This window comes from Microbacterium sp. STRO-2N, from assembly GCF_057747775.1.
In genome coordinates this window covers 916,114-935,439 of the sequence record NZ_CM173223.1, presented here as the reverse complement: position 1 = coordinate 935,439, position 19,326 = coordinate 916,114, and the positions used below count along the sequence as shown (strand labels likewise).

Here is a 19,326-nt window from a genome sequence, read left to right as displayed (position 1 = left end):
GTTACTTGTCGAGTTCGGCCTGCACCTGGGCGGAGGCGTCGGTGAAGATCTCCTGCACCGTCCCCTCCCCGTTCAGCGCGCGCTGCACGGACGGGTTGAAGATCGTCTCGATGATCGGACCGCCCGCGGCGATGCCCGGCAGCAGCACGCGGGAGCTCTCGGCCACATCGGGGGCGCCGAAGATCGCGGGGTACGGGCTCTCGGTGATCTGGTCGGCGACGTCCGCCCGCGTGGGCGGGAAGCCTGATCCGTTGGCCCACGTGATCTGACCCTCGGGCGAGTTCCAGTACGCGAAGAACTCGTACGCGGCCTGCTTGACCTCGTCGCTCGCATTCGACGGGAGACCCATCGACACGACGTCGGCCAGGATGGCGTCGCTCGAGGGGCCGGCGAACGGCTTGGCCAGACCGAAGTTCAGGCCCGCCTCCTCGAAACCGGTCGTCATCCACGGGCCGACGATCTCGATGGCGGCCTTGCCGGTCTGGAACAGCTTGTCGGCATCCGCCCCCGAGAGCCCGACGGGGCTCGCCTGCTGGTTGCGGACCAGGTCGATCCAGAACTCGAGCGCCTCGAGCGACTCCGGGCTGTCGAGCTCGGACGTGGTGCCGTCCTCCGACACGATCGCTCCCCCGGTTCCCCACAGCAGCGACGGGAAGATCGGAACGGTCTCGTGATCGGCGAGCGCGATGGCGTACTGCTCCGGCTTGCCATCGCCGTTCTCGTCCACCGTGAGCTGCGGAACCATGGCCGCGAACTCGTCCCACGTCGTCGGCGGAGCCTCGGGATCGAGTCCGGCCGCCGTGAACAGGTCCTTGTTGTAGTACATCATCATGGGCGCGTAGTTGACGGGGACGCCGTAGTTCGCGCCGTCGTACATCGACGCCTCGACGGCCGCCGGGGTGATGGCATCCGTCTCGTTCGCCGCGTCTTCGTAGAAGTCGTCCACCGGCATGAAGAGGCCCTCGTCGGCGAACTGGGGGATGCGCGATGCCGACATCGCGATGATGTCGGGTCCGTCGTTGCCCGCGACCGAGGTGAGCACCTTCTGGTAGAGGGTGTCCCACGGCATGATGTTCGCCTTGACCTCGATCTCGTCCTGCGACGCGTTGAAGTCGTCGATCACCTGCTCGAGCGCAGGGCCGTCCGGTCCGGTGAAGCCGTTCCAGAAGTCGAGGACGATCTTTCCGTCCGACGTGGTCTCGTCGCCGCCGCCGGATCCCTGGCCGGCGCATCCGCTCAGTGCGAGGACGAATGCCGACACTGCCGCGGTCGCGACGGCGACCCGTCGTGACCGACCGCGCAGATTGATGTGCTGTGTATTCATCGATCAATTCCCCTTCGAGTACCGTTCAACGTTGAACGAACGGATCGAGAACTGTTATACATGACCGGTAATCGTTGAACAAGACACGATGCTGTGACAACCTGATCGACGCGACGACGCAGAAGGGACGGGGAACGGATGCCTCGCACGACGCTGAAGGATGTCGCCGCGCACGTCGGCGTATCGGCCAAGACCGTCTCCAACGTCGTCAACGGCACGGGCTGGGTCACCGAGGACCTCGCCGCCCGCGTCCGCGCCGCGCTCGTCGAGCTCGGCTATCGCCCGAACGCCGCCGCTCGCCAGCTGCGCAGCGGTCGCAGCGGCATGATCGCGCTCGCCCTGCCCGAGCTCAGCCAGCCCTACTTCGCCGAGCTGGCGGCGGAACTGGTGCGTGCCGCCCAGGAGCGCTCGATCACCGTGCTCGTGAACCAGACCGACGGACGAGCCGACGCGGAACGGCGGATCAGCGACGGCCTGGACGCCCCTGCCGTCGACGGCCTCATCCTCAGCCCTCTCGCGCTCGGCGCCAAGGACCTCGAGGGCCGGCTCGACACGACGCCCCTCGTGCTCCTGGGCGAGCACATCGGCGAGAGCCCGTTCCCGCACGTCACGGTCGACAACACCGCGGCCGCGAAGGCGGCCACCGAGCACCTCCTCTCGCTCGGTCGTCGGCGCATCGCAGCCATCGGCGCCCAGGACTCCGGTCCGAACGAGACCTCGGAACTGCGGCTCGCCGGGTACCGCGAGGCTCTGCGCGATGCCGGGATCGAGGTCGATGAGCGGCTGATCCTGCATGTCGACGAGTTTCACCGCGCCGACGGCGCCGCGGCCGCCCGCGCGATCCTCGAGTCCGGCCTCGAGCCCGACGGCGTCTTCGCCTTCAACGACCTCCTCGCGCTGGGCGCGCTGCACGTGTTCGTGACGGCCGGGATAGACGTGCCGGACGATCTCGCGATCATCGGCTTCGACGACATCGAGGAGTCGCGGTACAGCACCCCGGCCCTCACCTCGGTGTCACCGGACACCGCTGCGCTCGCGCGCAAGGCGATCGACCTCCTGTTCGACGCGCCTGCGGACCCCGGAATCCACACCGTCGGATTCACCATCGCGCACCGCGCGAGCACGAAAGGACCCATCCGATGACCGACTCCGCCGGACTGGATGCGACCACTCTCGACGGGGCGTATCCGCGTCCGCAGCTCGTGCGCCGCGCGTGGTGCGACCTGTCGGGCGAATGGGACTTCGCCCGCGACGATGCCCTCGCCGCGCGCCTCGGCGATGTGCGGTTCGACCGTACGATCGTCGTGCCGTTTCCCCCGGAGTCGCCTGCGTCCGGCATCCACGAGACCGGATTCCTGCCGTGTGTGTGGTATCGGCGCCGGTTCGGCCGGGACGAGCTCGACGCTGCCGGCTTCGGCGACGGGGCACGGCGGGTGCTGCTCCATTTCGGCGCCGTCGATCACACCGCCACGGTGTGGCTGAACGGGCAGCTGGTCGCCACGCACCGAGGCGGGCAGTCGCCTTTCACGGCCGACATCACCGACGCGGTCGATGCCGACGGTGACAACGTCCTCGTGGTGCGCGCCGTCGACCTCCCGACCGACGTGTCGGTGCTGCGCGGCAAGCAGGACTGGCGTGAAGTCCCGCACTCGATCTGGTACCACCGCACGACGGGCATCTGGCAGCCCGTGTGGCTGGAGTGCGTGCCCGACACATCGATCGGCAGCATCGCGATCCGCGCCGACCTCGCGGCCGCGAGCATCGAGGTCGACGTCCGCGTGGACGGCGTCCCGCAGGACGGCGCCCGGGTGCGTGTCACGGTGACGCACGACAGCGAGACGATCGCCGAGGGCACCGTCCGCGCCGTGGGCGCCGCCGCGAACGTCAGGCTGGTGATTCCGCGCCAGCTGAACGGGCAGCAGTACGAAGAGCTGCTGTGGACGCCCGATCGCCCGACCCTCCTGCCCGTATCGATCGCACTCGAGGCGGCAGACGGAACCACGCTCGACCGCATCGCGAGCTACGCGGGACTGCGCAGCGTCGCCGTCTCGCGCGAGGCGTTCCTGCTGAACGATCGTCCGACGACCGTCCGCGCGGTCCTCGCCCAGAACTACTGGCCCGAGACCCACCTCGCCGCGACGACCGACATGCTGCGGCGAGAGGTGGAGCTCATTCTCGACCTGGGCTTCAACACGGCACGCGTGCATCAGAAGGCCGAGGATCCGCGATTCCTCTACTGGGCCGACCGCCTCGGACTCATGGTGTGGGGTGAGACGGCGAGCGCGTACTCGTTCGACACGCGGGCGGTGACGAGCCTCGTGGACGAATGGACAGCCATCGTCGCGCGCGATCAGTCGCACCCGTCGATCGTGGCGTGGGTGCCTCTCAACGAGAGCTGGGGTGTGCAGCACATCTCTCACGACCCTCGGCAGCAGGCGTTCAGCCGCGCGATCGCCGACCTCACCAGGGCGCTGGACGGCACCCGGCCCGTCATCTCGAACGACGGCTGGGAGCACGTGGCGTCGGACATCCTCACGATCCACGACTACGAGTCCGACCCCGCCGTCCTCGCCGCGCGCTACGGCGATGAGGTGCGCCTCCGCCGGATGATCGACGGGTTCGGACCCGCCGGCCGCCGCCTCGCGCTCGGCGGTGGACCCACCGAGCTTCCGGTCATGGTGACCGAGTTCGGCGGCGTCAGCCTGCGCACCGGCAACGAGAACGACTGGGGCTACTCGACGGCGAACGATCCCGCGACCTTCGAGCGCAGCGTCACGGCGATCGTACGGGCGATCGCCACCGCGACACCCCTCGCCGGCTTCTGCTACACGCAGCTCACCGACACGGGCCAGGAGACGAACGGACTGCTCGCCGCGGACCGGACGCCGAAGATCCCCGTCGAGAGCATCCGAGCCGCCGTACTCGGGCGCGGGTGAGCCGCCTCTACTCCCCCACCGGCTCGACCGGCTGTCGGAGGATCGTCCGCAGCCGCTCCGGCGCGGAGCGGCGCGGGTCCGTGAGGTAGATCTCGTGATGACGGCCGGTCATGCGCAGACCGGCGTCGGGGATGAACCGGCGGTGCATCTCGTCGAGAACCGGCGCCTCGTCGTCGTAGGAGCCGACGTGCAGCGTCTGAACGCAGCGGCCCTCGGCCAGCTCCTCGAACCGGAGGGCTTCGAGAGCGGGTGAACCGCCCTTCGAACGCACCGCCTCGCGAGCCTGCTCGACGTGCTCGGGCTCGATCCAGTCGGGCACGAGGCTCATCATCGTCCAGCTCCAGCGCGACTTGTCGCGCTGGGTCGTGAACGCCGCCATGTCGTCGGACCACCACAGGCCCTCGAGCGGCATCACGACGTAGTCCCGGCCGAGCTCGACCTTGCTGAAGAACTTCACCTTGTACGCGACGCCGAAGATCGCAGAGACGACCTCGCCGTAGAGCTCCGACGTGTTCGGGTCGCCGTGGCCGTCGGCCATCAGATAGCGCAGCGGCGGCACGTCCACGATCTCGAACGAACCGCGGGGCGCGGTGTAGGCGGGGATCTGCTTCTTGAGGTCGGCCTTCATGTCCTGTCTCCACGATGTGCGAGTCGTCGGGGGAGCCCGCCGGAACCTGCGTTCAGGCGGGCGTGCTACAGTGGCGATGCCCGATCGGGCTTTTCGTCGACCTCCTGCCTCAACGAGGATACGCAGAGCTTCCGACACCCACCGCCACCTGCGGTCTCCTATCCACTTCCCGCGCCCCCGACGACATCGTTCTCGAGCGCATCCTCCTAAGGTTCTCTTGATTCTCTCTTCCGCCGCTGCACCCCGGCTGGCGCTCGGCTGGCGACAGGCCGACGACGACGTGTTCGTCGCGACTCTCGCCGGCGAGTACGCCGGGTTCGTCTCGGTCACATCTCGCGGCTTCGAGGCGCACAGCGCGCACGGGGCCCATCTCGGCGATCACGCCACCCGCGACCTCGCGTCGACCGCGGTCGAGGCATCCGTCGCCTCACTCGCCCCCGAACCCGCGCACCACATGCGCCTCACACGTCCGCTCCGCACACGTCGGGGCGGCACCCCCGGCCGTTCACACGGCCCACGAAGAAAAAGGAAAGACACGATGGCCACTGGCACCGTGAAATGGTTCAACTCCGAGAAGGGCTACGGCTTCATCGCCCCCGATGACGGCACCGCCGACCTCTTCGCGCATTTCAGCGCGATCTCGGGCGACGGCTTCAAGGAGCTCCGCGAGGACCAGAAGGTCGAGTTCGACACCGAGCGCGGCCCCAAGGGTCTGCAGGCGGCGAACATCCGCCCCCTCTGATCTCTCTCCCATCAGCCGGGGGTGCCATCGGCGCCCCCGGCTGATCAGTGCCTGGGAGTCCTCGCGTATGCCGCCCAGGCCATACCGGGGCACGTAGCCTGGGCACAGCGATCGGCATCCGCCTTTGGCTTCACGGCCACAAGCGGTCACGATCGAAACCCGGGGTGTCCCCATCTCCGCCACCGTACTCGAGCCGCGTCTCGGTCCCATTCGACAGACCTACGCCGGCACCGATGAGTTCCCGCCCCTCACGCGGGCCTACACCGACATCGCCCAGGTCGTCCGCGAGACCGGGCTCATGCGACGCACGCCGTGGTTCTACGGCGTCGTCGGCGCGGCGATCGCCGTCGGCTTCGCCGGTGCGATCACCGGCTTCATCATGCTGGGCGACTCCTGGTTCCAGCTGCTCATCGCCGCTGCGCTGGGCATCCTCTTCACGCAGGTCGCGTTCCTCGCGCACGAGGCCGGGCACCGGCAGATCCTCTCGTCCGGCCCCGCGAACGACCGCCTCGCACGAATCCTCGCCGGCGGCATCGTGGGCATCAGCTTCTCCTGGTGGACCGGCAAGCACACGCGCCACCACGGCAACCCCAACCGCGTCGGCAAGGATCCCGACATCGAGGTCGACACTGTCTCGTTCCTCGAGACGGATGCCGCGGACGCGCGTGGTCTGCGCAGGCTCATCACGCGCCGCCAGGGGTGGCTGTTCTTCCCGCTGCTCACTCTCGAGGGCCTCAACCTGCACGTCCTGGCGGTCCGCCACCTGTTCGGCCCCGACGGGGCGAAGGGCCGGTACACGGAGCTGGCCCTGCTGACGGCGCGGTTCGCCGTCGTGCTGATCCCGATCTTCTTCTTCCTGCCCCTCGGCCTGGCGTTCGCGTTCCTCGCCGTGCAGCTCGCCGTCTTCGGCGTGTACATGGGGGCCTCGTTCGCCCCGAACCACAAGGGCATGCCGGTCATCGCGAAGGACGCCAAGCTCGATTTCTTCAGCAAGCAGGTGCGCACCTCGCGCAACATCTCGGGCGGCTGGTGGGCGACCTCGCTCATGGGCGGGCTGAACTACCAGATCGAGCACCACCTGTTCCCGAGCATGGCCCGGCCGCAGCTCGCGAAGGCGCGCGCGATCGTCATCGACCACTGCCGCGCACTCGGCGTCCCCTACACCGAGACGACGCTGCTGCAGTCGTACGGCATCGTGATCGACTACCTCAACCGCGTCGGCCTCGCCGCCCGCGACCCGTTCGACTGCCCCACCGGAGCAACGCTGCGGAGGGCGTGACCGCGACGCTGCACTTCCGGGCATTCTGCACTCTCTAGCGAGAAGTGCAATAATGCACTTCGTGACTGAAAGTGCATTGCGCGACCGCCGCCGCGCCGAGACGACGCGGACCCTGGTCTCGCTCGCGCGACGAGCCACCGCCGCGGGGGGCCTCGCGGGCTTCACGATCGAGGAGCTGTGCGAGCGGGCGGGCATCTCGCGCCGGACGTTCTTCAATTACTTCGCCTCGAAAGAGGACGCCGTCCTCGGCGTCCCCCTGCACCGCGACCGCAGCGCCGACGAGCTGTTCGTGCGCATGCGCCCGCGCACGCCCCACGGGCGGATCTCGGCGACGCTGCTCACGGATCTCGCAGCCCTCGCGGCGGGCCGCTGGGCGGCGCTGATGCTCGACCGGCCATCGGCCGAGGAGCTCATGGCGGCCGCGGATCGCGAGCCGCGGCTCATCGCCCACATGCTCGACCGGCATCACCGCGAGGAACAAGACGACATCGCGCTCGTCGCCGAGCGCGAGGGTCTCCCTCCCGATGACCCGCGCGTGATCGCGGCCGTTCAGATCGTCGGGCATCTCGCCCGCATGGCCGTGCCCGCCTCGCTGGATCCCGATGATCCGCGTACGTTCCCCGAGGCGCTCGACGGCGCGCTCGACGCCGCGCGCGAGCTCTTCACCACGCAGATGCGCCCCACCTTCCCCCGCACGACCACCACCGACCCGGAGCCCCCTCGATGACCGCCACCTCGCCGACCCCGACCGTCGCCCCGGGCGACACCCCGATGCTCCTGACCAAGCGGCGCATCTGGATCATCTTCTCCGCGCTCATCGCGGGCATGCTGCTCTCGAGCCTCGACCAGACCATCGTGTCGACGGCGATGCCGACCCTCGTCGGCGAGCTCGGCGGCGTCGAGCATCAGGTCTGGATCACCAGCGCCTACATCCTCGCGACCACGATCGTCATGCCCATCTACGGCAAGTTCGGCGACGTGCTCGGGCGCCGCAACCTCTTCCTCGTCGCGATCGCCATCTTCACGCTCGCCTCGATCGGCTGCGCGTTCGCGACGGACTTCTGGATGTTCGTCGTCTTCCGCGCCGTCCAGGGCCTCGGCGGCGGTGGGCTCATGATCCTGTCGCAGGCGATCATCGCCGATATCGTCCCCGCGTCCGAGCGGGGCAAGTACCTGGGCCCTCTCGGCGCGATCTTCGGCCTCGCGGCCGTCGCGGGCCCGCTGCTCGGCGGGTTCTTCGTCGACCACCTCACGTGGCAGTGGGCGTTCTACATCAACATCCCGGTGGGCATCGCGGCGTTCCTCATCGCGGTCTTCGCCCTCCGCCTCCCGAGCAAGAAGGCCACGCTGCCGATCGACTGGCTTGGCGTGGTGTTCCTCTCGGCCGCCACGACGTGCCTCATCTTCTTCACCGACTTCGGCGGCGATCGCGACCACGGCTGGGACTCGCCGGCGACCTGGGCGTGGGGCCTCGGCCTTGTCGCCGCCATCGCGATGTTCGTGTTCGTCGAGTCGCGGGCAGCCGATCCCGTCATGCCGCTGACGCTGTTCAAGAACCCCGTCTTCGTCAACACCACGCTCATCGGGTTCGTGATCGGCATCGGCATGTTCGCGGCGCTCGCTTTCGTGCCCACGTTCCTCCAGATGTCCTCGGGCACGTCGGCCGCGGCATCCGGCCTGCTCATGCTGCCGATGATGGTGGGCGTCATGGGCACCTCGATCGCGTCAGGACTCCTCATCACCAGGACCGGCAGGTACCGGATCTTCCCGGTCCTCGGCACCCTCATCACCGGCATCACGATGGTGCTGATGACGACGCTCAGCGCCGACACGCCGATCTGGGTGATCTGCGGCTACCTGTTCCTCTTCGGCGCGGGACTGGGGCTCGTCATGCAGGTCGTCGTCCTCGTCGCGCAGAACTCCGTGCCCGCGACGCAGGTGGGCACCGCGACGAGCTCGAACAACTACTTCCGCGAGGCGGGTGCGGCCCTGGGCATCGCCGCCTTCGGCGCGATCTTCACCAGCCGTCTGACCGACAATCTGCTGGCGGCGTTCACGGATGCCGGAGCCTCGGCCGATCAGGCGTCCCAGGCTGCGTCATCCATCGATCCCGCCGTGCTGAACGACCTGCCTGAGCCGGTGCGCGAGTCGATCGTGTCGGCGTACGCCGACGCGCTGGCTCCGGTGTTCTGGTACCTCGTGCCGTTCATGGCGGTGGCCTTCGTGCTGTCGCTGTTCCTGAAGGAGATCCCGCTCTCGGACGTCGCCGGGCTGGTCGCGCGCGGTGAGGCGATCGGAGGCGAGGAGGCCGAGCGTCTCGAGGCCGAGCAGCGCGCCGCGACCGCGACGGACCGCGGTCTCCGCGCGGAGCGCTAGCGGCCGAGTCCGAAAGGCCGCCCGGCGGATCAGGACCCGCCGGGCGGCCTTCGCCGTCTGACGCTGTGCCGGCTCTACTCCGCCGCGGTCTCGGACTGCCCGCCCGACGACGACTCGGACTTGCGCCCGCCCGCCTCGAGCACGTCGCCCGCGGGAAGCTCCTGGTGTCCGCCGAACTGAAGCCGCATCGCCGAGAGCACCTGGTTGGCGAACTGGTCCTCTCCGCGCGAGGCGAACCGCTCGAAGAGGGATGCCGCGAGCACCGGCGCGGGCACGCCCGTGTCGACGGCGGCCTTCACCGTCCAGCGTCCCTCGCCCGAGTCCGAGACACGTCCGGCGAGCCCGTCGAGCGTCGGGTTCTGGTGCAGCGCCGCCGCCGTGAGGTCGAGCAGCCACGACGAGATCACGGACCCGCGCCGCCAGAGCTCTGCGACCTTCGGGGTGTCGATCGTGAACTGGTAGAACTCGGGCTCCTCGAGTGGGGCGACCTCGGCCGAGTGCTCGGCCTCCACCACACCCGCATCTGCGTGCTCGAGGATGTTGAGTCCTTCGGCGAGCGCGGCCATCACGCCGTACTCGATGCCGTTGTGCACCATCTTCACGAAGTGCCCCGCGCCGGACGGACCGCAGTGCAGGTACCCGAGCTCCTCCGGCGCGAAGTCGCCGGAGCGTCCCGGAGTGCGCGAGACCTCGCCGTTGCCGGGAGAGATGGTCCTCAGGATCGGCTCGATCCGGCGGAACGCCTCCTCGGGTCCCCCGACCATGAGGCAGTAGCCGCGCTCGAGACCGAACACGCCACCGCTCGTGCCGACGTCGACGTAGTGGATGCCGGTGCCCTTGAGCGCGGCGGCGCGGCGCACGTCGTCGCGGTAGTTCGAGTTGCCGCCGTCGATGACGATGTCGCCCGGCTCGAGGAGCGGGGTCAGCTCATCCACGACCGTGCCGGTGAGGCCCGCCGGGATCATGAGCCAGATCGCGCGCGGGGTCTCGAGCTTCGCGACCAGGTCGGCCAGGCCGTCGGCGCCGACCGCGCCTTCCGCGGCGAGTGCGGTGACGGCATCCGGATTCACGTCGAAGACGACGCATTCGTGCTCGTCCCGCATCAGTCGCCGGACGATGTTGCCGCCCATCCGGCCGAGGCCCACCATTCCCAGCTGCATACTCGCTCCTTCGGTCGTCGGTGATCTTACGAGTTGATGATCGTGCTGAACGCCAGCACGATGATGAGCGCGTTCAGGAAGAAGCTCAGCGTCGTGTGCCACACCACGGTCCACCGCATGCGCGTCGTCATGACCTGCACGTCCGACACCGAGAAGTTGGTGGCGTTCGTGAACGAGAAGTACACGAAGTCCGCGAGGCGCGGTTCGCCGGTGCGGGGGAAGAGCAGCGGCGGGGTGTCGGCGCGACGGCAGCGGCGGTCGTAGATGCGCGCGTATCCCCAGTGGAAGAGCGCCCACGACAGCAGCATCGCGAGTATGGCGACGGGCTCGACCCACCCCGCCCACTTGGGGTCGTCCCGAAGCACCAGCATCTCGGTGGCCGCGGCGAGGCCGACGACGCTCATGATGAAGGTCGCGGTGGTCGAGATCACGGCGACGATCGGATGCAGGTCGGCCTTCTCGATCCAGCGCGGTGCGCGGCCGCGGGGCCGGCGAACGCTCACCGCCACCGCGATGACCGATGCCAGCCAGTACAGTCCGGCGATCACGCACCACAACGCGAGCAGCAGGACGATGCTGTCGTCGTCCTCGACGAGGATGATCGCCAGTCCGAGCCCGATCATCGTCAGCTGCACGAGCAGATCCGCGATCCGCACGACCACCGCACCGACCACGCGCACCCCCGGGTTCGTCCGTTGCGTGCCACGGTAGCGGCTGCGGGCGGATGCCGTCACCCGCGCCGGCGAGACGCCCGCGGCCCCGGCATCCGTCGCCGACATGCTCAGTCGCGCGGACGTCGCCCCGCGAAGCCCGCGAAGAGCGCATGGAGCAGGGGAATCGCCGAAGCAACCATGAGCACGGTGCCGAACACCTCGTCCTCGGGCCGCAGCACAGCACCCGCGACCAGCAGTCCCGCGAACACGACCGCCGACACGACGCGTCGTCCGAGGCGCTCGAGCACGCGCAGGCGGGCGTCGACGCGCGGCGCCTCGACCGCCACGCGTCCCTCCTCGACGCGGGTGACGAGGTCATCGAGCCGCCGCGGCAGCCGCGCGAGCACGCCTGCGGTCGACGCAGCCTCGCGTGCGACGGCCTGCACCAGGTTTCCGCGCTCGTCGCGCAGCAGCTGATCGGCGTACGGTTCGACCGCGTTCCAGATGTTGAACTGCGGGTCGAGCGAGCTGCACATGCCCGATGTCAGCGAGATCGCCCGCACGATCAGCAGGAAGTTCTCGGGCAGCTGGAACGGCAGCGACCGCACGACATCGCCGAACTCGACCGCGAAGTCGCGGAACTCCCGCGGGTCGACCTGCTGCAGCTCGGCGAAGCCCATGCCGCCGAAGCGCGCGAACAGCGCCGTCATGGCCCGCTCGAGCTCGGCGGTGTCGGCCGAGGGCAGCAGCATGCCGACATCTCGGATGCTGTCGATCATCTGCCGGCTGTTGCGCGACGCGACGGCGATGATGAGCCGCTGCAGGCCGTGGCGGAGGCTGTCGGGGACCTCGCCCATCATGCCGAAGTCGATGAAGGTCAGCCGCCACGGGCGACCGCCGTCCGCACCCGGCGCCAACGGGGTGACGAAGATGTTCCCGGGGTGGGGGTCGGCGTGGAAGAACCCGTCGACGAAGAGCTGGTCGAACATGACGTGCGCGAACTCGATGGCGACGGCCGACGGGTCGATGCCCGCGGCCCGCAGCCCGTCGACGTCGTTGATCTTGATCGCGGTCACGTCGGCGAGCGTCAGCACGCGCCGCGTGGTCCGCTCCCACGCGATGTCGGGAACCGCGACGCGAGCGTCGGCCGCGAAATTCGCGGCGAACCGCTCGGCGTTCTGCGCCTCGTGGAGATAGTCGATCTCGTCCAGGCTGGTGTGCGCGAACTCCTCGATGAGCTCGGGGAGGTCGACGTGGTCCCTCACGATCTTGACCCGGGTCAGCCAGCCCGCGACGCGCCGCAGCGCGGCGAGGTCGGTGTCGACGATCGCGTCGATCCCGGGTCGCTGCACCTTGACGACGACGTCCGCGAAGCCCGCATCCGCCGCGTCGGCGGGCGTGAGGCGGGCCCGGTGGGCTTGGCCGAGGGATGCCGCGGCCACCGGCGTCTCGTCGACCCATTCGTACGCGCGCTCGAGCGGGACGCCGAGCTCGGCTTCGGCGAGCGCCCGGATCGCCGGGAAGCCGACCGGCGGCACCTCGTCCTGCAGGCCCTCGAGCTCTTTCGTGATCTCGGGCGGCAGCACGTCCAGGCGCGACGACATGAACTGGCCGACCTTGATCATGAGGCCGCCGAGGCGCACCGCGAGCCCGTGGAAGCTGCGGGCGATGGCGCGCAGCCGCTTCGACCGGCCGCGGGCGGCGAGGCGGCCGAGACCCACCCGCGGGAGCAAGAGCTCGTACCACCAGGCCTGCACCATGTAGCGGGCGGCGAACCGCAGGATCCGGCGGTACCGGGCGCGCGAACTCGCCGCGTCGGCCATCGGATCCCCCCTGACGGTGTGCGGAGTGCCGGCGTGCGCAGGGCCGACGTGCGAGGGCATCCGGACGGTCAGTCCTGGGCGAGGATGGAGTAGAGCCTACGCCGCGCCTCGTCGAGCACCTCGACCGCCTGAGCCACCTGCTCGGGCGTCCCCGTGCGGCCGACCTGGGCCGCTGCCTGGGCCAGCTTCATGCCGGCCTTCGGCAGCGCCGTACCACGGCCGGTGTCGCGAGCGCCGAAGGCCTCCCACGGCGCCGAGCGCTCGCTGCTCGCCTCGGCCTCCGCGCGACCCGCCTCGGTGAGCGAGTAGGTCTTCTTGCCGCCGGACTCCTCCGCCGTGATCAGGCCCTCGTCGGCGAGCATCTGCAGCGTGGGGTACACCGAGCCCGGGCTGGGCTTCCATGCTCCGTCGCTGCGGGTCTCGATCTCCTGGATGATCTGATATCCGTGCATCGGCTTCTCGGCGAGGATCGCGAGCACCGCGGCGCGCACGTCCCCGCGGCCGACCCGCGGGGAGAATCCTCGCTCGAACGCATCCCGCAACTGATCCATCGCCTCCCACAGGCCCGGGAATCCGGGCCCCTGCCCGCGGTGCTTCGGACCGAAGTCCCCACCCATGAATGAACCGCTCATGACGACCTCCTGACGATCGTTGCCGATACCCCGACGATACATACCGATATATCGCTCAGCAAGAGGTATGTCGCCAGGAGGAATCGCAGCCGTCGATGTCGCCGCGCTTCGGGAGGCGATAGTCTCGCCCGCATGCGGATCGTGGTGTCGGGGACGCACGCGAGCGGGAAGAGCACTCTGATCGGAGACTTCGCCGCCGCGCGCCGAGTGTTCGAGGTGCTTCCCGACCCGTTCGAGTTCATCGATGCCGCTGGGGAGGAGTCCGAGGCCGGCTTGTTCTTCGCCCAGCTCCGCATCGCGGCCGGCCGCCTCCGCCCACTCGCGCCGGGCGAGCACGTCATCGCCGAGCGCGGTCCTCTCGACTTCGTGGCGTACCTCGACGCGCTGGACGTTCTTCGACGCCCTGGCCGAGCGCCCGGTCTGCGCCCGCATGCGACGAGCATCACGGCCTCCGCGATGGCGAACGTGGACCTTCTCGTGCTGCTGCCGCTGACCGCGACCCCCCGGATCGACGTTCCCGACGACGAGGACCCCGAGCTTCGGGAAGCGATGAACGACGCTCTGCTCGATCTCGTCGACGAGCCGGACCTCGTCGGCGACGTCAGGGTCGTCGAGATCACCGGCGATCCCGCCGGCCGCCTGGCACAGCTCGAAGCCGCCGTCGACGCCCTGCGCGCCGCGCGATAGCGCGTGCATCCACCCCGGTCAAGGGGGTGGGCGTCCCGCGACGGCTGCGGAGAAGCTGTCGCCATGACGCAGATCATCGAGAGCATCGACGTCGACGTCCCGGTGACGACGGCGTACAACCAGTGGACCCAGTTCGAGAGCTTTCCGAACTTCCTCGACGAGGTCGAGTCGATCACGCAGCTGGACGACACGCACACGCACTGGAAAGTGCGCGTCGGCATGTTCACGCGCGAATTCGACGCCGAGATCACCGAGCAGCACCCCGACGAACGGGTGGCGTGGCGGAGCACCGGCGGCGACACCGCGCACGCCGGCGTCGTGACGTTCCACAAGCTCACCGACACCACGTCACGGGTCACGGTGCAGATCGATTGGGAGCCGACCGACGCCCTCGAGAAGCTCGGATCGCTCGTCGGCGCCGGGAGTCACGCGGTGAAGAAGGACCTCCAGAACTTCAAGGAGTTCATCGAGCGCAGTGGGCACGAGACCGGTGCCTGGCGCGGCGACGTCGAACGCTGACGCGACCGCACCGCGGCTCCTCACCCCCGTCGTGCCTCGCGCGCGGCATCCCACTCGCGGGCGAGGCGCGCGCACGCCGCATGCTGGTGCGGCGCGACGACGAGCACGAGCCGGTTGTCGTGGTCGCTGTACTGGACCAGGATTCCGATGCCCGCGTCCGCCATCGTGCGAGCGAGCGTGCCGAGCTGACCGGGAACCTCCTGATCGAGCCGCAGAGTCACGACCTCGTGGACGACCACCGGGCCGATCCCCCGCGCTTCGAGCGCCGTCCGGGCCCGGTCGGCGTCGTCGACGAGGAAGTGGGCGACTCCGACGCCGGCATGCGTGAAGACGCCGCCGCCCTCGAGGCTCACGCCGGCGGCACCCAGTGTCTCGCCCAAGTCGGCGAGGGCTCCCGGACGATGCGGCAGCTGCACCTCGATGTCGCGCGGGCCGGTCACGCGACCACGACCGTCACGTCCAGGCGCACGTCGGAGCGCAGCGAGTTGGCGATGAAGCAGCCTTCGTGGGCGGCCTCCGCCGCCGCGACCACCGAGGCTCGGTCGGTCCCCGGGGCCACGACGATCTCGGGCCGCAGCACGACATGCGAGATCATGGCGGGCCGTGCCGCGGCATCCATCAGCCCCTCCGCCCGATCGGAGTACGCCCGGACGTCGATGCCGCGCCGAGCCGCCTCACCGAGGAACGACAGCAGCTGGCACGAGCTTGCCGCCATCACGAGCAGCTGCTCGGGGTTGGCGAGGCGTTCGTCTCCGCGGAACGCCGCATCGGCGCTGAGCTCGATGGCAGCCTGCGCGGGCGGCGCGGCGGCGGTGTGCGACCGCGAAGCCGTGGCCCTCGAGCAACTCGGCCACCTGTGCCCGCCCGCCCCGGCAGTGACGTACCGCCAGAGCGCCGCCGCGCGCGACCTCGTCGACGCGCGCCTCTGCTACGACCACCTCGCCGGCCGTCTGGGCATCGCCGTGACCGAGGCGATGGTCGACGAGGGGTGGATGGATGCCGCTCTGGCGGCGCCGACCTCGCTCGGCGAGACCCGGCTCGCAGAGCTCGGCATCGACGTGTCCGCGCTTCGGTCGGGACGCCGCCAGCTGGCACGGCCCTGCCCCGACTGGACCGAGCGTCGCCCGCACCTGGCGGGCGCGCTCGGCGCGGCGGTCGCCACGCTGTTCCTCGACCGCGGCTGGGCGGTGCGGCGAGCGCAGGACCGCGGGCTGCGGATCACGGATGCCGGTGCGACGGCATTGCGCGACGAATGGCGGGCGCGGATCGCCGAGACGATTGGCTAGGTTACGGGTAGCCCACTCGCGCGCCGCCGCGATCTCCGCCCGCCCGATCAGAGGAGTCCGATGAACACCCGCGCCGAACGGGACGCCGGCACTGCTCGGCACGAGCGTCTCGCCGCCGAGGAGGCGGGCTCCGCGGACCGCGGCCAGAGCGTGACGCGGTCGATCGCGCTCGTATCGATCCTCGCGATCGCCGTGGCGGCGGTGCCTCTGCTGCTGATCGACCCGACCGAGTACGAGGGCGCGGCGGTGATCGTCGGCGTGTTCGGCGTGCCGATGCTCGCCTCCGCCGCGATGATCTCGCTGGTCATGCGTCGCGGCACCGTGCGGATGACCGCGCGCGGCGCGCTGTGGTGGCCGCTGCTCGTCATGCCGGCCGGCATCATGCTGTGTCTCATCCCGGCGATGATGGCCCACCCGGCGTACTTCGTCGTCGAGACGTTCTGGAGCGGCGTCGGCAGCGTGACCGGGATGCTGCTCTTCTGCTATGCCGGCATCCTGTGCGGCGCGCTGCTGTGGTTCTTCGTCGTGTTCCCCGTGGTCGAGCTGGTGCTCGGCATCGTGGCGATGACTCGCGGAGAGAAGCGCGGCGGCGGCCACTTCGGCGCGCCGCTGTTCCTGCTGCCGCTGACCGCGATCATCCTCGTCGGGGCGTTCTCACTCGACGGTCTCCTGCCCGGGAAGATGGCGACCGGTCAGCTGCTCATGGCTCTGCTCGGCATACCCGGGTCGTACGAAGTGACCTGGGAGGCCGGGCTCTGGATCGTCCGTGCGCTCGTCGTGGGCGTCATCCTGCTCTGGACGATCCCTGCGATCCGGCGTCGCCGGCGCGGCCGCTCGCAGGCTCCCGGCAGCTGACGATTTCCCCCTTCCGGGGGATCCAGCGGACAGAGCCGCGGCCTACGATGATCGCGTGGACATCGGCGGCGTGATGGCGTGGGGATTCCTCGCGATGCTCGTGGTGCTGCCGGTCGTGTTCCTGTGGATCGCGTGGGACACCCACCGGCGACGCCGCCGTGGTGAGAGCGTCGCGCATTCGTCAGGCGGACTGCTCGGGATCGACATCCTCTACCAGCCGACGGCCGAGGCGGCGCGCGCGGTGTGGTAGGCCGAGCAGATCACCCCGGCCCCCGCGCCCACTCCGGGCGACGGCCCGGGCGTCATCGAGGGCAACCGCATCGTCATCGAGACGGGACTGCGCAAGACCGTGCGATGACGAGCGCGGCAGCGACGAGCGCGGGCGCCGCCGGACGACCGCGGCGATGACCCGCCAGCCCACCAGCAGCACCAGCAGCGTCACGGTCGCGACGACGATGAACGCGAACGCGATGCCCTGACCGGCTGCGGCGCGCAGCAGCATCCCGCCCGCGACGGTCGCCGCCCAGACGCCGAGGCCCGTGCGCACCGGCGCTGCGGGCGCGCGCCACGCCAGCGTGACGAGCCAGCCGGCCGCGAGACCCACGAGGAACGGCCACGCCGTCACCAGCAGCCCCGCCGGGTCCTCGCCATGGCTCGCGCGCCCGATCGCCGCGAACGCCAGCACCAGGAACACATCGATCGCCGCAGCGGTCGCTATCCGCACCTTCGCGTCGGGCCGGCGCCGCAGGTCGCTCATCGGCTCGCCGCCACCGCCGGGGAGAGGTCGGGGGTCAGAGCCTCCCGCTCGTCGAACACGAAGCACTCGCCGCTCCAATGGGCGCCGCCCACCTGCTCGAAGTAGCCGAGGATGCCGCCGTCCAGCTGGTACGCGTCGACACCCACCTCGCGCAGGTAGATCGCGGCCTTCTCGCAGCGGATGCCGCCCGTGCAGTAGCTCACCACGGTCTTGCCGCGAAGATCCGCAGCGGCGGCGGCCGCGGCATCCGGGAACTGCGTGAACCGCTCCAGGCGCAGGTCCATGGCGCCCTCGAACGAGCCGTAGCCGACCTCGAACGCGTTGCGCGTGTCGAGGAGCACGACCTCGCGCCCGTCGTCATCGCGGCCGGCATCGAGCCAGCGGCGCAGCGTCGCGGGCGCGACGGCGGGCGCGCGGTCGGTGCCGGGGCGGATGGTGGGATGGTCCATCCGGATGATCTCGCGCTTGACCTTCACGACGAGACGACCGAACGGCTGCGCGTCGGACCAGCTCTCCTTCGTGGCCAGCGCTGCGAACCTCGAGTCCTCCCGCAGGGCCGCGACGAAGCCCCGCACCGCCTCCGCGTCGCCGGCGAGGAACATGTTGACGCCCTCCTCGGCGAGCAGGATCGTGCCCTTGATCCCCGCCGCGACCGCCCGGTCGCGCAGCACCGGCCGGAGGTCATGGGCATCGCCGAGGCGAGTGAAGAGATACGCCGAGATGTTGAGAACGGATGCCACGCCTCAAGCCTACGGACCTGCGCTACTGCCGCCCTCCACCAGGGTCAAGGGGGTGGTGGCGCCGGGCCGCCGCGCGGAGGCTGAAGGTGTCGTCGCACACGCCGGCGCTGCGGAAGGAGCAGCCATGACCGACCCCACGATCCCCGAGCCGATGCCGGGCCAGATGCCTCCCGGGCCGGGACAGCCGGGGCAGCCGACGCCGGGAGAGATGCCGCCGGGCGGACCCGGTGCGCCTTCGCCGGAGCGTCCGGCAGGTCCTGACGAGCCTCTGGCGCCGTATCCCGACGAGCCGCTCGCGCCGAATCCGGAGGAGCCGACGTTCCCTCGGCCTCCCGAGACCCCGCTGCCGTAGCTTCTCGCGAGCGTGTCCCACTTTCCGTCACTCCCGGCCCCAGGAACGACGGAAAGTGGGACACGACGGCGCGCGATCGGGACACGACCCCCGTGCGCACCGTTCTGCTCCGGCTACTGCAGCTGCGAGACGCGCGTGATCTCGACGATGTAGATCCCGAGGAACACCACCAGAGCGCCGACCGCGAGCGCGCCCATGAACCACGCGAGCCGGCGGTTGCGCATGCGCGGTTCGCCCGGGGCGCGCGAGACCAGGACCATCACGACCCACATCATGACGACGTAGACGATGCCGATGATGGGCAGGATGAGCTGCAGCGAGAAGGCCCATACGAACAGCGCGATCGCGACCAGGGCGAGCACGGCGGACGGCACGAGCCAGCGCGAGCTCGCCCCCTTCTGCAGCGCGGGCTGCGCCGTCACATCGGTCGGCTGCGGGACGGGCTGACGGTCGGGCAGCTGTTCGGGCCCGTGGGGGTCGTCTCGGGGGTCGCTCACGGCATCCTCCTTCGCCGGTCGCGTCCACTCTTGCGCGAGGTGGCGCGTCGCGCCGCGGGGTTGACATCCCGCCGGGCCGC

Annotated in this window: 23 protein-coding genes; 12 read left to right on the top strand and 11 right to left on the bottom strand. The window is 70.0% G+C overall.

Annotated features, from left to right (window positions below):
* Position 1 precedes the first annotated feature (1 nt).
* Entirely contained in the window at positions 2-1,324 is a 1,323-nt protein-coding gene (locus AC3ANN_RS04165; RefSeq protein ID WP_488339738.1) for an ABC transporter substrate-binding protein, read from the bottom strand.
* A 138-nt stretch (positions 1,325-1,462) separates the two neighbouring features.
* Here AC3ANN_RS04165 and AC3ANN_RS04160 point away from each other — a divergent pair, with 138 nt between their 5' ends.
* Both AC3ANN_RS04160 and AC3ANN_RS04155 read left to right on the top strand, forming a co-directional pair.
* Entirely contained in the window at positions 1,463-2,467 is a 1,005-nt protein-coding gene (locus tag AC3ANN_RS04160; protein WP_488339737.1) for a LacI family DNA-binding transcriptional regulator, read from the top strand.
* On the top strand, positions 2,464-4,260 hold the full coding sequence (locus AC3ANN_RS04155; protein ID WP_488339736.1) for a glycoside hydrolase family 2 protein: 1,797 nt from the start codon (positions 2,464-2,466) through the stop codon (positions 4,258-4,260). Before AC3ANN_RS04160 ends, AC3ANN_RS04155 begins: the two co-directional genes overlap by 4 nt.
* Before the next feature lie 7 nt (positions 4,261-4,267).
* On the opposite strand, the gene AC3ANN_RS04150 is transcribed toward AC3ANN_RS04155, so the two are convergent.
* Complete coding sequence (locus tag AC3ANN_RS04150) at positions 4,268-4,888, bottom strand: GyrI-like domain-containing protein (RefSeq protein WP_488339735.1); 621 nt, start codon at positions 4,886-4,888, stop codon at positions 4,268-4,270.
* Positions 4,889-5,426: 538 nt separating this feature from the next.
* Between AC3ANN_RS04150 and AC3ANN_RS04145 the strand changes: the two genes are divergently transcribed.
* The 4 genes from AC3ANN_RS04145 to AC3ANN_RS04130 all read left to right on the top strand — a co-directional run bounded on the left by AC3ANN_RS04145 (position 5,427) and on the right by AC3ANN_RS04130 (position 9,285).
* Entirely contained in the window at positions 5,427-5,630 is a 204-nt protein-coding gene (locus AC3ANN_RS04145; RefSeq protein ID WP_127818853.1) for a cold-shock protein, read from the top strand.
* A 151-nt stretch (positions 5,631-5,781) separates the two neighbouring features.
* Positions 5,782-6,909 carry a fatty acid desaturase family protein gene (locus AC3ANN_RS04140; protein ID WP_488340913.1) on the top strand — a complete coding sequence of 376 codons (1,128 nt, stop codon included), beginning with the start codon at positions 5,782-5,784 and terminating at the stop codon, positions 6,907-6,909.
* Positions 6,910-6,961: 52 nt separating this feature from the next.
* The gene (locus tag AC3ANN_RS04135; protein ID WP_488339734.1) at positions 6,962-7,636 is read left to right on the top strand and encodes a TetR/AcrR family transcriptional regulator; all 675 of its coding nucleotides are present in this window, start codon (positions 6,962-6,964) and stop codon (positions 7,634-7,636) included.
* Positions 7,633-9,285, top strand: coding sequence for an MDR family MFS transporter (locus AC3ANN_RS04130; RefSeq protein ID WP_488339733.1), 1,653 nt, complete (start codon positions 7,633-7,635; stop codon positions 9,283-9,285). The genes AC3ANN_RS04135 and AC3ANN_RS04130 overlap by 4 nt, the downstream gene beginning before the upstream one ends.
* A 74-nt stretch (positions 9,286-9,359) precedes the next feature.
* Here AC3ANN_RS04130 and gnd read toward each other — a convergent pair whose 3' ends face one another.
* The 4 genes from gnd to AC3ANN_RS04110 all read right to left on the bottom strand — a co-directional run bounded on the left by gnd (position 9,360) and on the right by AC3ANN_RS04110 (position 13,553).
* Positions 9,360-10,445 (bottom strand): phosphogluconate dehydrogenase (NAD(+)-dependent, decarboxylating), encoded by a 1,086-nt coding sequence (gene gnd, locus AC3ANN_RS04125; protein WP_488339732.1) that lies wholly within the window; start codon positions 10,443-10,445, stop codon positions 9,360-9,362.
* Positions 10,446-10,471: 26 nt separating this feature from the next.
* Positions 10,472-11,224, bottom strand: coding sequence for a DUF1345 domain-containing protein (locus AC3ANN_RS04120; RefSeq protein WP_488339731.1), 753 nt, complete (start codon positions 11,222-11,224; stop codon positions 10,472-10,474).
* 2 nt (positions 11,225-11,226) lie between these two features.
* The gene (locus tag AC3ANN_RS04115) at positions 11,227-12,921 is read right to left on the bottom strand and encodes an ABC1 kinase family protein (protein ID WP_488339730.1); all 1,695 of its coding nucleotides are present in this window, start codon (positions 12,919-12,921) and stop codon (positions 11,227-11,229) included.
* A gap of 68 nt (positions 12,922-12,989) precedes the next feature.
* Entirely contained in the window at positions 12,990-13,553 is a 564-nt protein-coding gene (locus tag AC3ANN_RS04110) for a PadR family transcriptional regulator (RefSeq protein WP_488339729.1), read from the bottom strand.
* Positions 13,554-13,685: 132 nt separating this feature from the next.
* On the opposite strand from AC3ANN_RS04110, the gene AC3ANN_RS04105 reads away from it, so the two are divergent.
* Positions 13,686-14,240 (top strand): AAA family ATPase, encoded by a 555-nt coding sequence (locus AC3ANN_RS04105; protein ID WP_488339728.1) that lies wholly within the window; start codon positions 13,686-13,688, stop codon positions 14,238-14,240.
* Between the two features lie 63 nt (positions 14,241-14,303).
* Entirely contained in the window at positions 14,304-14,759 is a 456-nt protein-coding gene (locus AC3ANN_RS04100; RefSeq protein WP_488339727.1) for an SRPBCC family protein, read from the top strand.
* A gap of 20 nt (positions 14,760-14,779) precedes the next feature.
* On the opposite strand, the gene AC3ANN_RS04095 is transcribed toward AC3ANN_RS04100, so the two are convergent.
* Positions 14,780-15,199 (bottom strand): hypothetical protein, encoded by a 420-nt coding sequence (locus AC3ANN_RS04095; protein WP_488339726.1) that lies wholly within the window; start codon positions 15,197-15,199, stop codon positions 14,780-14,782.
* Positions 15,196-15,543, bottom strand: a complete 348-nt coding sequence (locus AC3ANN_RS04090; RefSeq protein WP_488340912.1) for an OsmC family protein — start codon at positions 15,541-15,543, stop codon at positions 15,196-15,198. The genes AC3ANN_RS04095 and AC3ANN_RS04090 overlap by 4 nt, the downstream gene beginning before the upstream one ends.
* Between AC3ANN_RS04090 and AC3ANN_RS04085 the strand changes: the two genes are divergently transcribed.
* The 3 genes from AC3ANN_RS04085 to AC3ANN_RS04075 are packed head-to-tail and all read left to right on the top strand — an operon-like array spanning position 15,542 to position 17,150.
* Positions 15,542-16,045, top strand: a complete 504-nt coding sequence (locus tag AC3ANN_RS04085) for a hypothetical protein (protein ID WP_488339725.1) — start codon at positions 15,542-15,544, stop codon at positions 16,043-16,045. The two genes, AC3ANN_RS04090 and AC3ANN_RS04085, sit on opposite strands and share 2 nt — an antisense overlap.
* A 60-nt stretch (positions 16,046-16,105) precedes the next feature.
* Positions 16,106-16,900 (top strand): hypothetical protein, encoded by a 795-nt coding sequence (locus AC3ANN_RS04080; RefSeq protein ID WP_488339724.1) that lies wholly within the window; start codon positions 16,106-16,108, stop codon positions 16,898-16,900.
* 55 nt (positions 16,901-16,955) lie between these two features.
* Complete coding sequence (locus AC3ANN_RS04075) at positions 16,956-17,150, top strand: hypothetical protein (RefSeq protein WP_488339723.1); 195 nt, start codon at positions 16,956-16,958, stop codon at positions 17,148-17,150.
* On the opposite strand, the gene AC3ANN_RS04070 is transcribed toward AC3ANN_RS04075, so the two are convergent.
* Positions 17,082-17,657 (bottom strand): DUF3054 domain-containing protein, encoded by a 576-nt coding sequence (locus AC3ANN_RS04070; RefSeq protein ID WP_488339722.1) that lies wholly within the window; start codon positions 17,655-17,657, stop codon positions 17,082-17,084. The genes AC3ANN_RS04075 and AC3ANN_RS04070 overlap by 69 nt on opposite strands.
* Complete coding sequence (locus AC3ANN_RS04065; RefSeq protein WP_488339721.1) at positions 17,654-18,397, bottom strand: sulfurtransferase; 744 nt, start codon at positions 18,395-18,397, stop codon at positions 17,654-17,656. The genes AC3ANN_RS04070 and AC3ANN_RS04065 overlap by 4 nt, the downstream gene beginning before the upstream one ends.
* Before the next feature lie 124 nt (positions 18,398-18,521).
* Between AC3ANN_RS04065 and AC3ANN_RS04060 the strand changes: the two genes are divergently transcribed.
* Positions 18,522-18,749 (top strand): hypothetical protein, encoded by a 228-nt coding sequence (locus tag AC3ANN_RS04060; protein WP_488339720.1) that lies wholly within the window; start codon positions 18,522-18,524, stop codon positions 18,747-18,749.
* Positions 18,750-18,862: 113 nt separating this feature from the next.
* Here AC3ANN_RS04060 and AC3ANN_RS04055 read toward each other — a convergent pair whose 3' ends face one another.
* On the bottom strand, positions 18,863-19,246 hold the full coding sequence (locus tag AC3ANN_RS04055; RefSeq protein WP_488339719.1) for a hypothetical protein: 384 nt from the start codon (positions 19,244-19,246) through the stop codon (positions 18,863-18,865).
* Positions 19,247-19,326 lie beyond the last annotated feature (80 nt).

What these genes read in the sequence shown, in the direction of transcription:
- AC3ANN_RS04145 (WP_127818853.1), top strand. Translation starts at nt 5,427, where the DNA reads ATGGCCACTGGCACCGTGAAATGGTTCAACTCCGAGAAGGGCTACGGC.
- AC3ANN_RS04100 (WP_488339727.1), top strand. Translation starts at nt 14,304, where the DNA reads ATGACGCAGATCATCGAGAGCATCGACGTCGACGTCCCGGTGACGACG.
- AC3ANN_RS04060 (WP_488339720.1), top strand. Translation starts at nt 18,522, where the DNA reads ATGACCGACCCCACGATCCCCGAGCCGATGCCGGGCCAGATGCCTCCC.
- AC3ANN_RS04085 (WP_488339725.1), top strand. Translation starts at nt 15,542, where the DNA reads ATGGCAGCCTGCGCGGGCGGCGCGGCGGCGGTGTGCGACCGCGAAGCC.
- AC3ANN_RS04070 (WP_488339722.1), bottom strand. Translation starts at nt 17,657, where the DNA reads ATGAGCGACCTGCGGCGCCGGCCCGACGCGAAGGTGCGGATAGCGACC.
- AC3ANN_RS04160 (WP_488339737.1), top strand. Translation starts at nt 1,463, where the DNA reads ATGCCTCGCACGACGCTGAAGGATGTCGCCGCGCACGTCGGCGTATCG.
- gnd (WP_488339732.1), bottom strand. Translation starts at nt 10,445, where the DNA reads ATGCAGCTGGGAATGGTGGGCCTCGGCCGGATGGGCGGCAACATCGTC.
- AC3ANN_RS04105 (WP_488339728.1), top strand. Translation starts at nt 13,686, where the DNA reads ATGCGGATCGTGGTGTCGGGGACGCACGCGAGCGGGAAGAGCACTCTG.
- AC3ANN_RS04135 (WP_488339734.1), top strand. Translation starts at nt 6,962, where the DNA reads ATGCACTTCGTGACTGAAAGTGCATTGCGCGACCGCCGCCGCGCCGAG.
- AC3ANN_RS04130 (WP_488339733.1), top strand. Translation starts at nt 7,633, where the DNA reads ATGACCGCCACCTCGCCGACCCCGACCGTCGCCCCGGGCGACACCCCG.
- AC3ANN_RS04155 (WP_488339736.1), top strand. Translation starts at nt 2,464, where the DNA reads ATGACCGACTCCGCCGGACTGGATGCGACCACTCTCGACGGGGCGTAT.
- AC3ANN_RS04110 (WP_488339729.1), bottom strand. Translation starts at nt 13,553, where the DNA reads ATGAGCGGTTCATTCATGGGTGGGGACTTCGGTCCGAAGCACCGCGGG.
- AC3ANN_RS04150 (WP_488339735.1), bottom strand. Translation starts at nt 4,888, where the DNA reads ATGAAGGCCGACCTCAAGAAGCAGATCCCCGCCTACACCGCGCCCCGC.
- AC3ANN_RS04115 (WP_488339730.1), bottom strand. Translation starts at nt 12,921, where the DNA reads ATGGCCGACGCGGCGAGTTCGCGCGCCCGGTACCGCCGGATCCTGCGG.
- AC3ANN_RS04080 (WP_488339724.1), top strand. Translation starts at nt 16,106, where the DNA reads ATGAACACCCGCGCCGAACGGGACGCCGGCACTGCTCGGCACGAGCGT.
- AC3ANN_RS04165 (WP_488339738.1), bottom strand. Translation starts at nt 1,324, where the DNA reads ATGAATACACAGCACATCAATCTGCGCGGTCGGTCACGACGGGTCGCC.
- AC3ANN_RS04120 (WP_488339731.1), bottom strand. Translation starts at nt 11,224, where the DNA reads ATGTCGGCGACGGATGCCGGGGCCGCGGGCGTCTCGCCGGCGCGGGTG.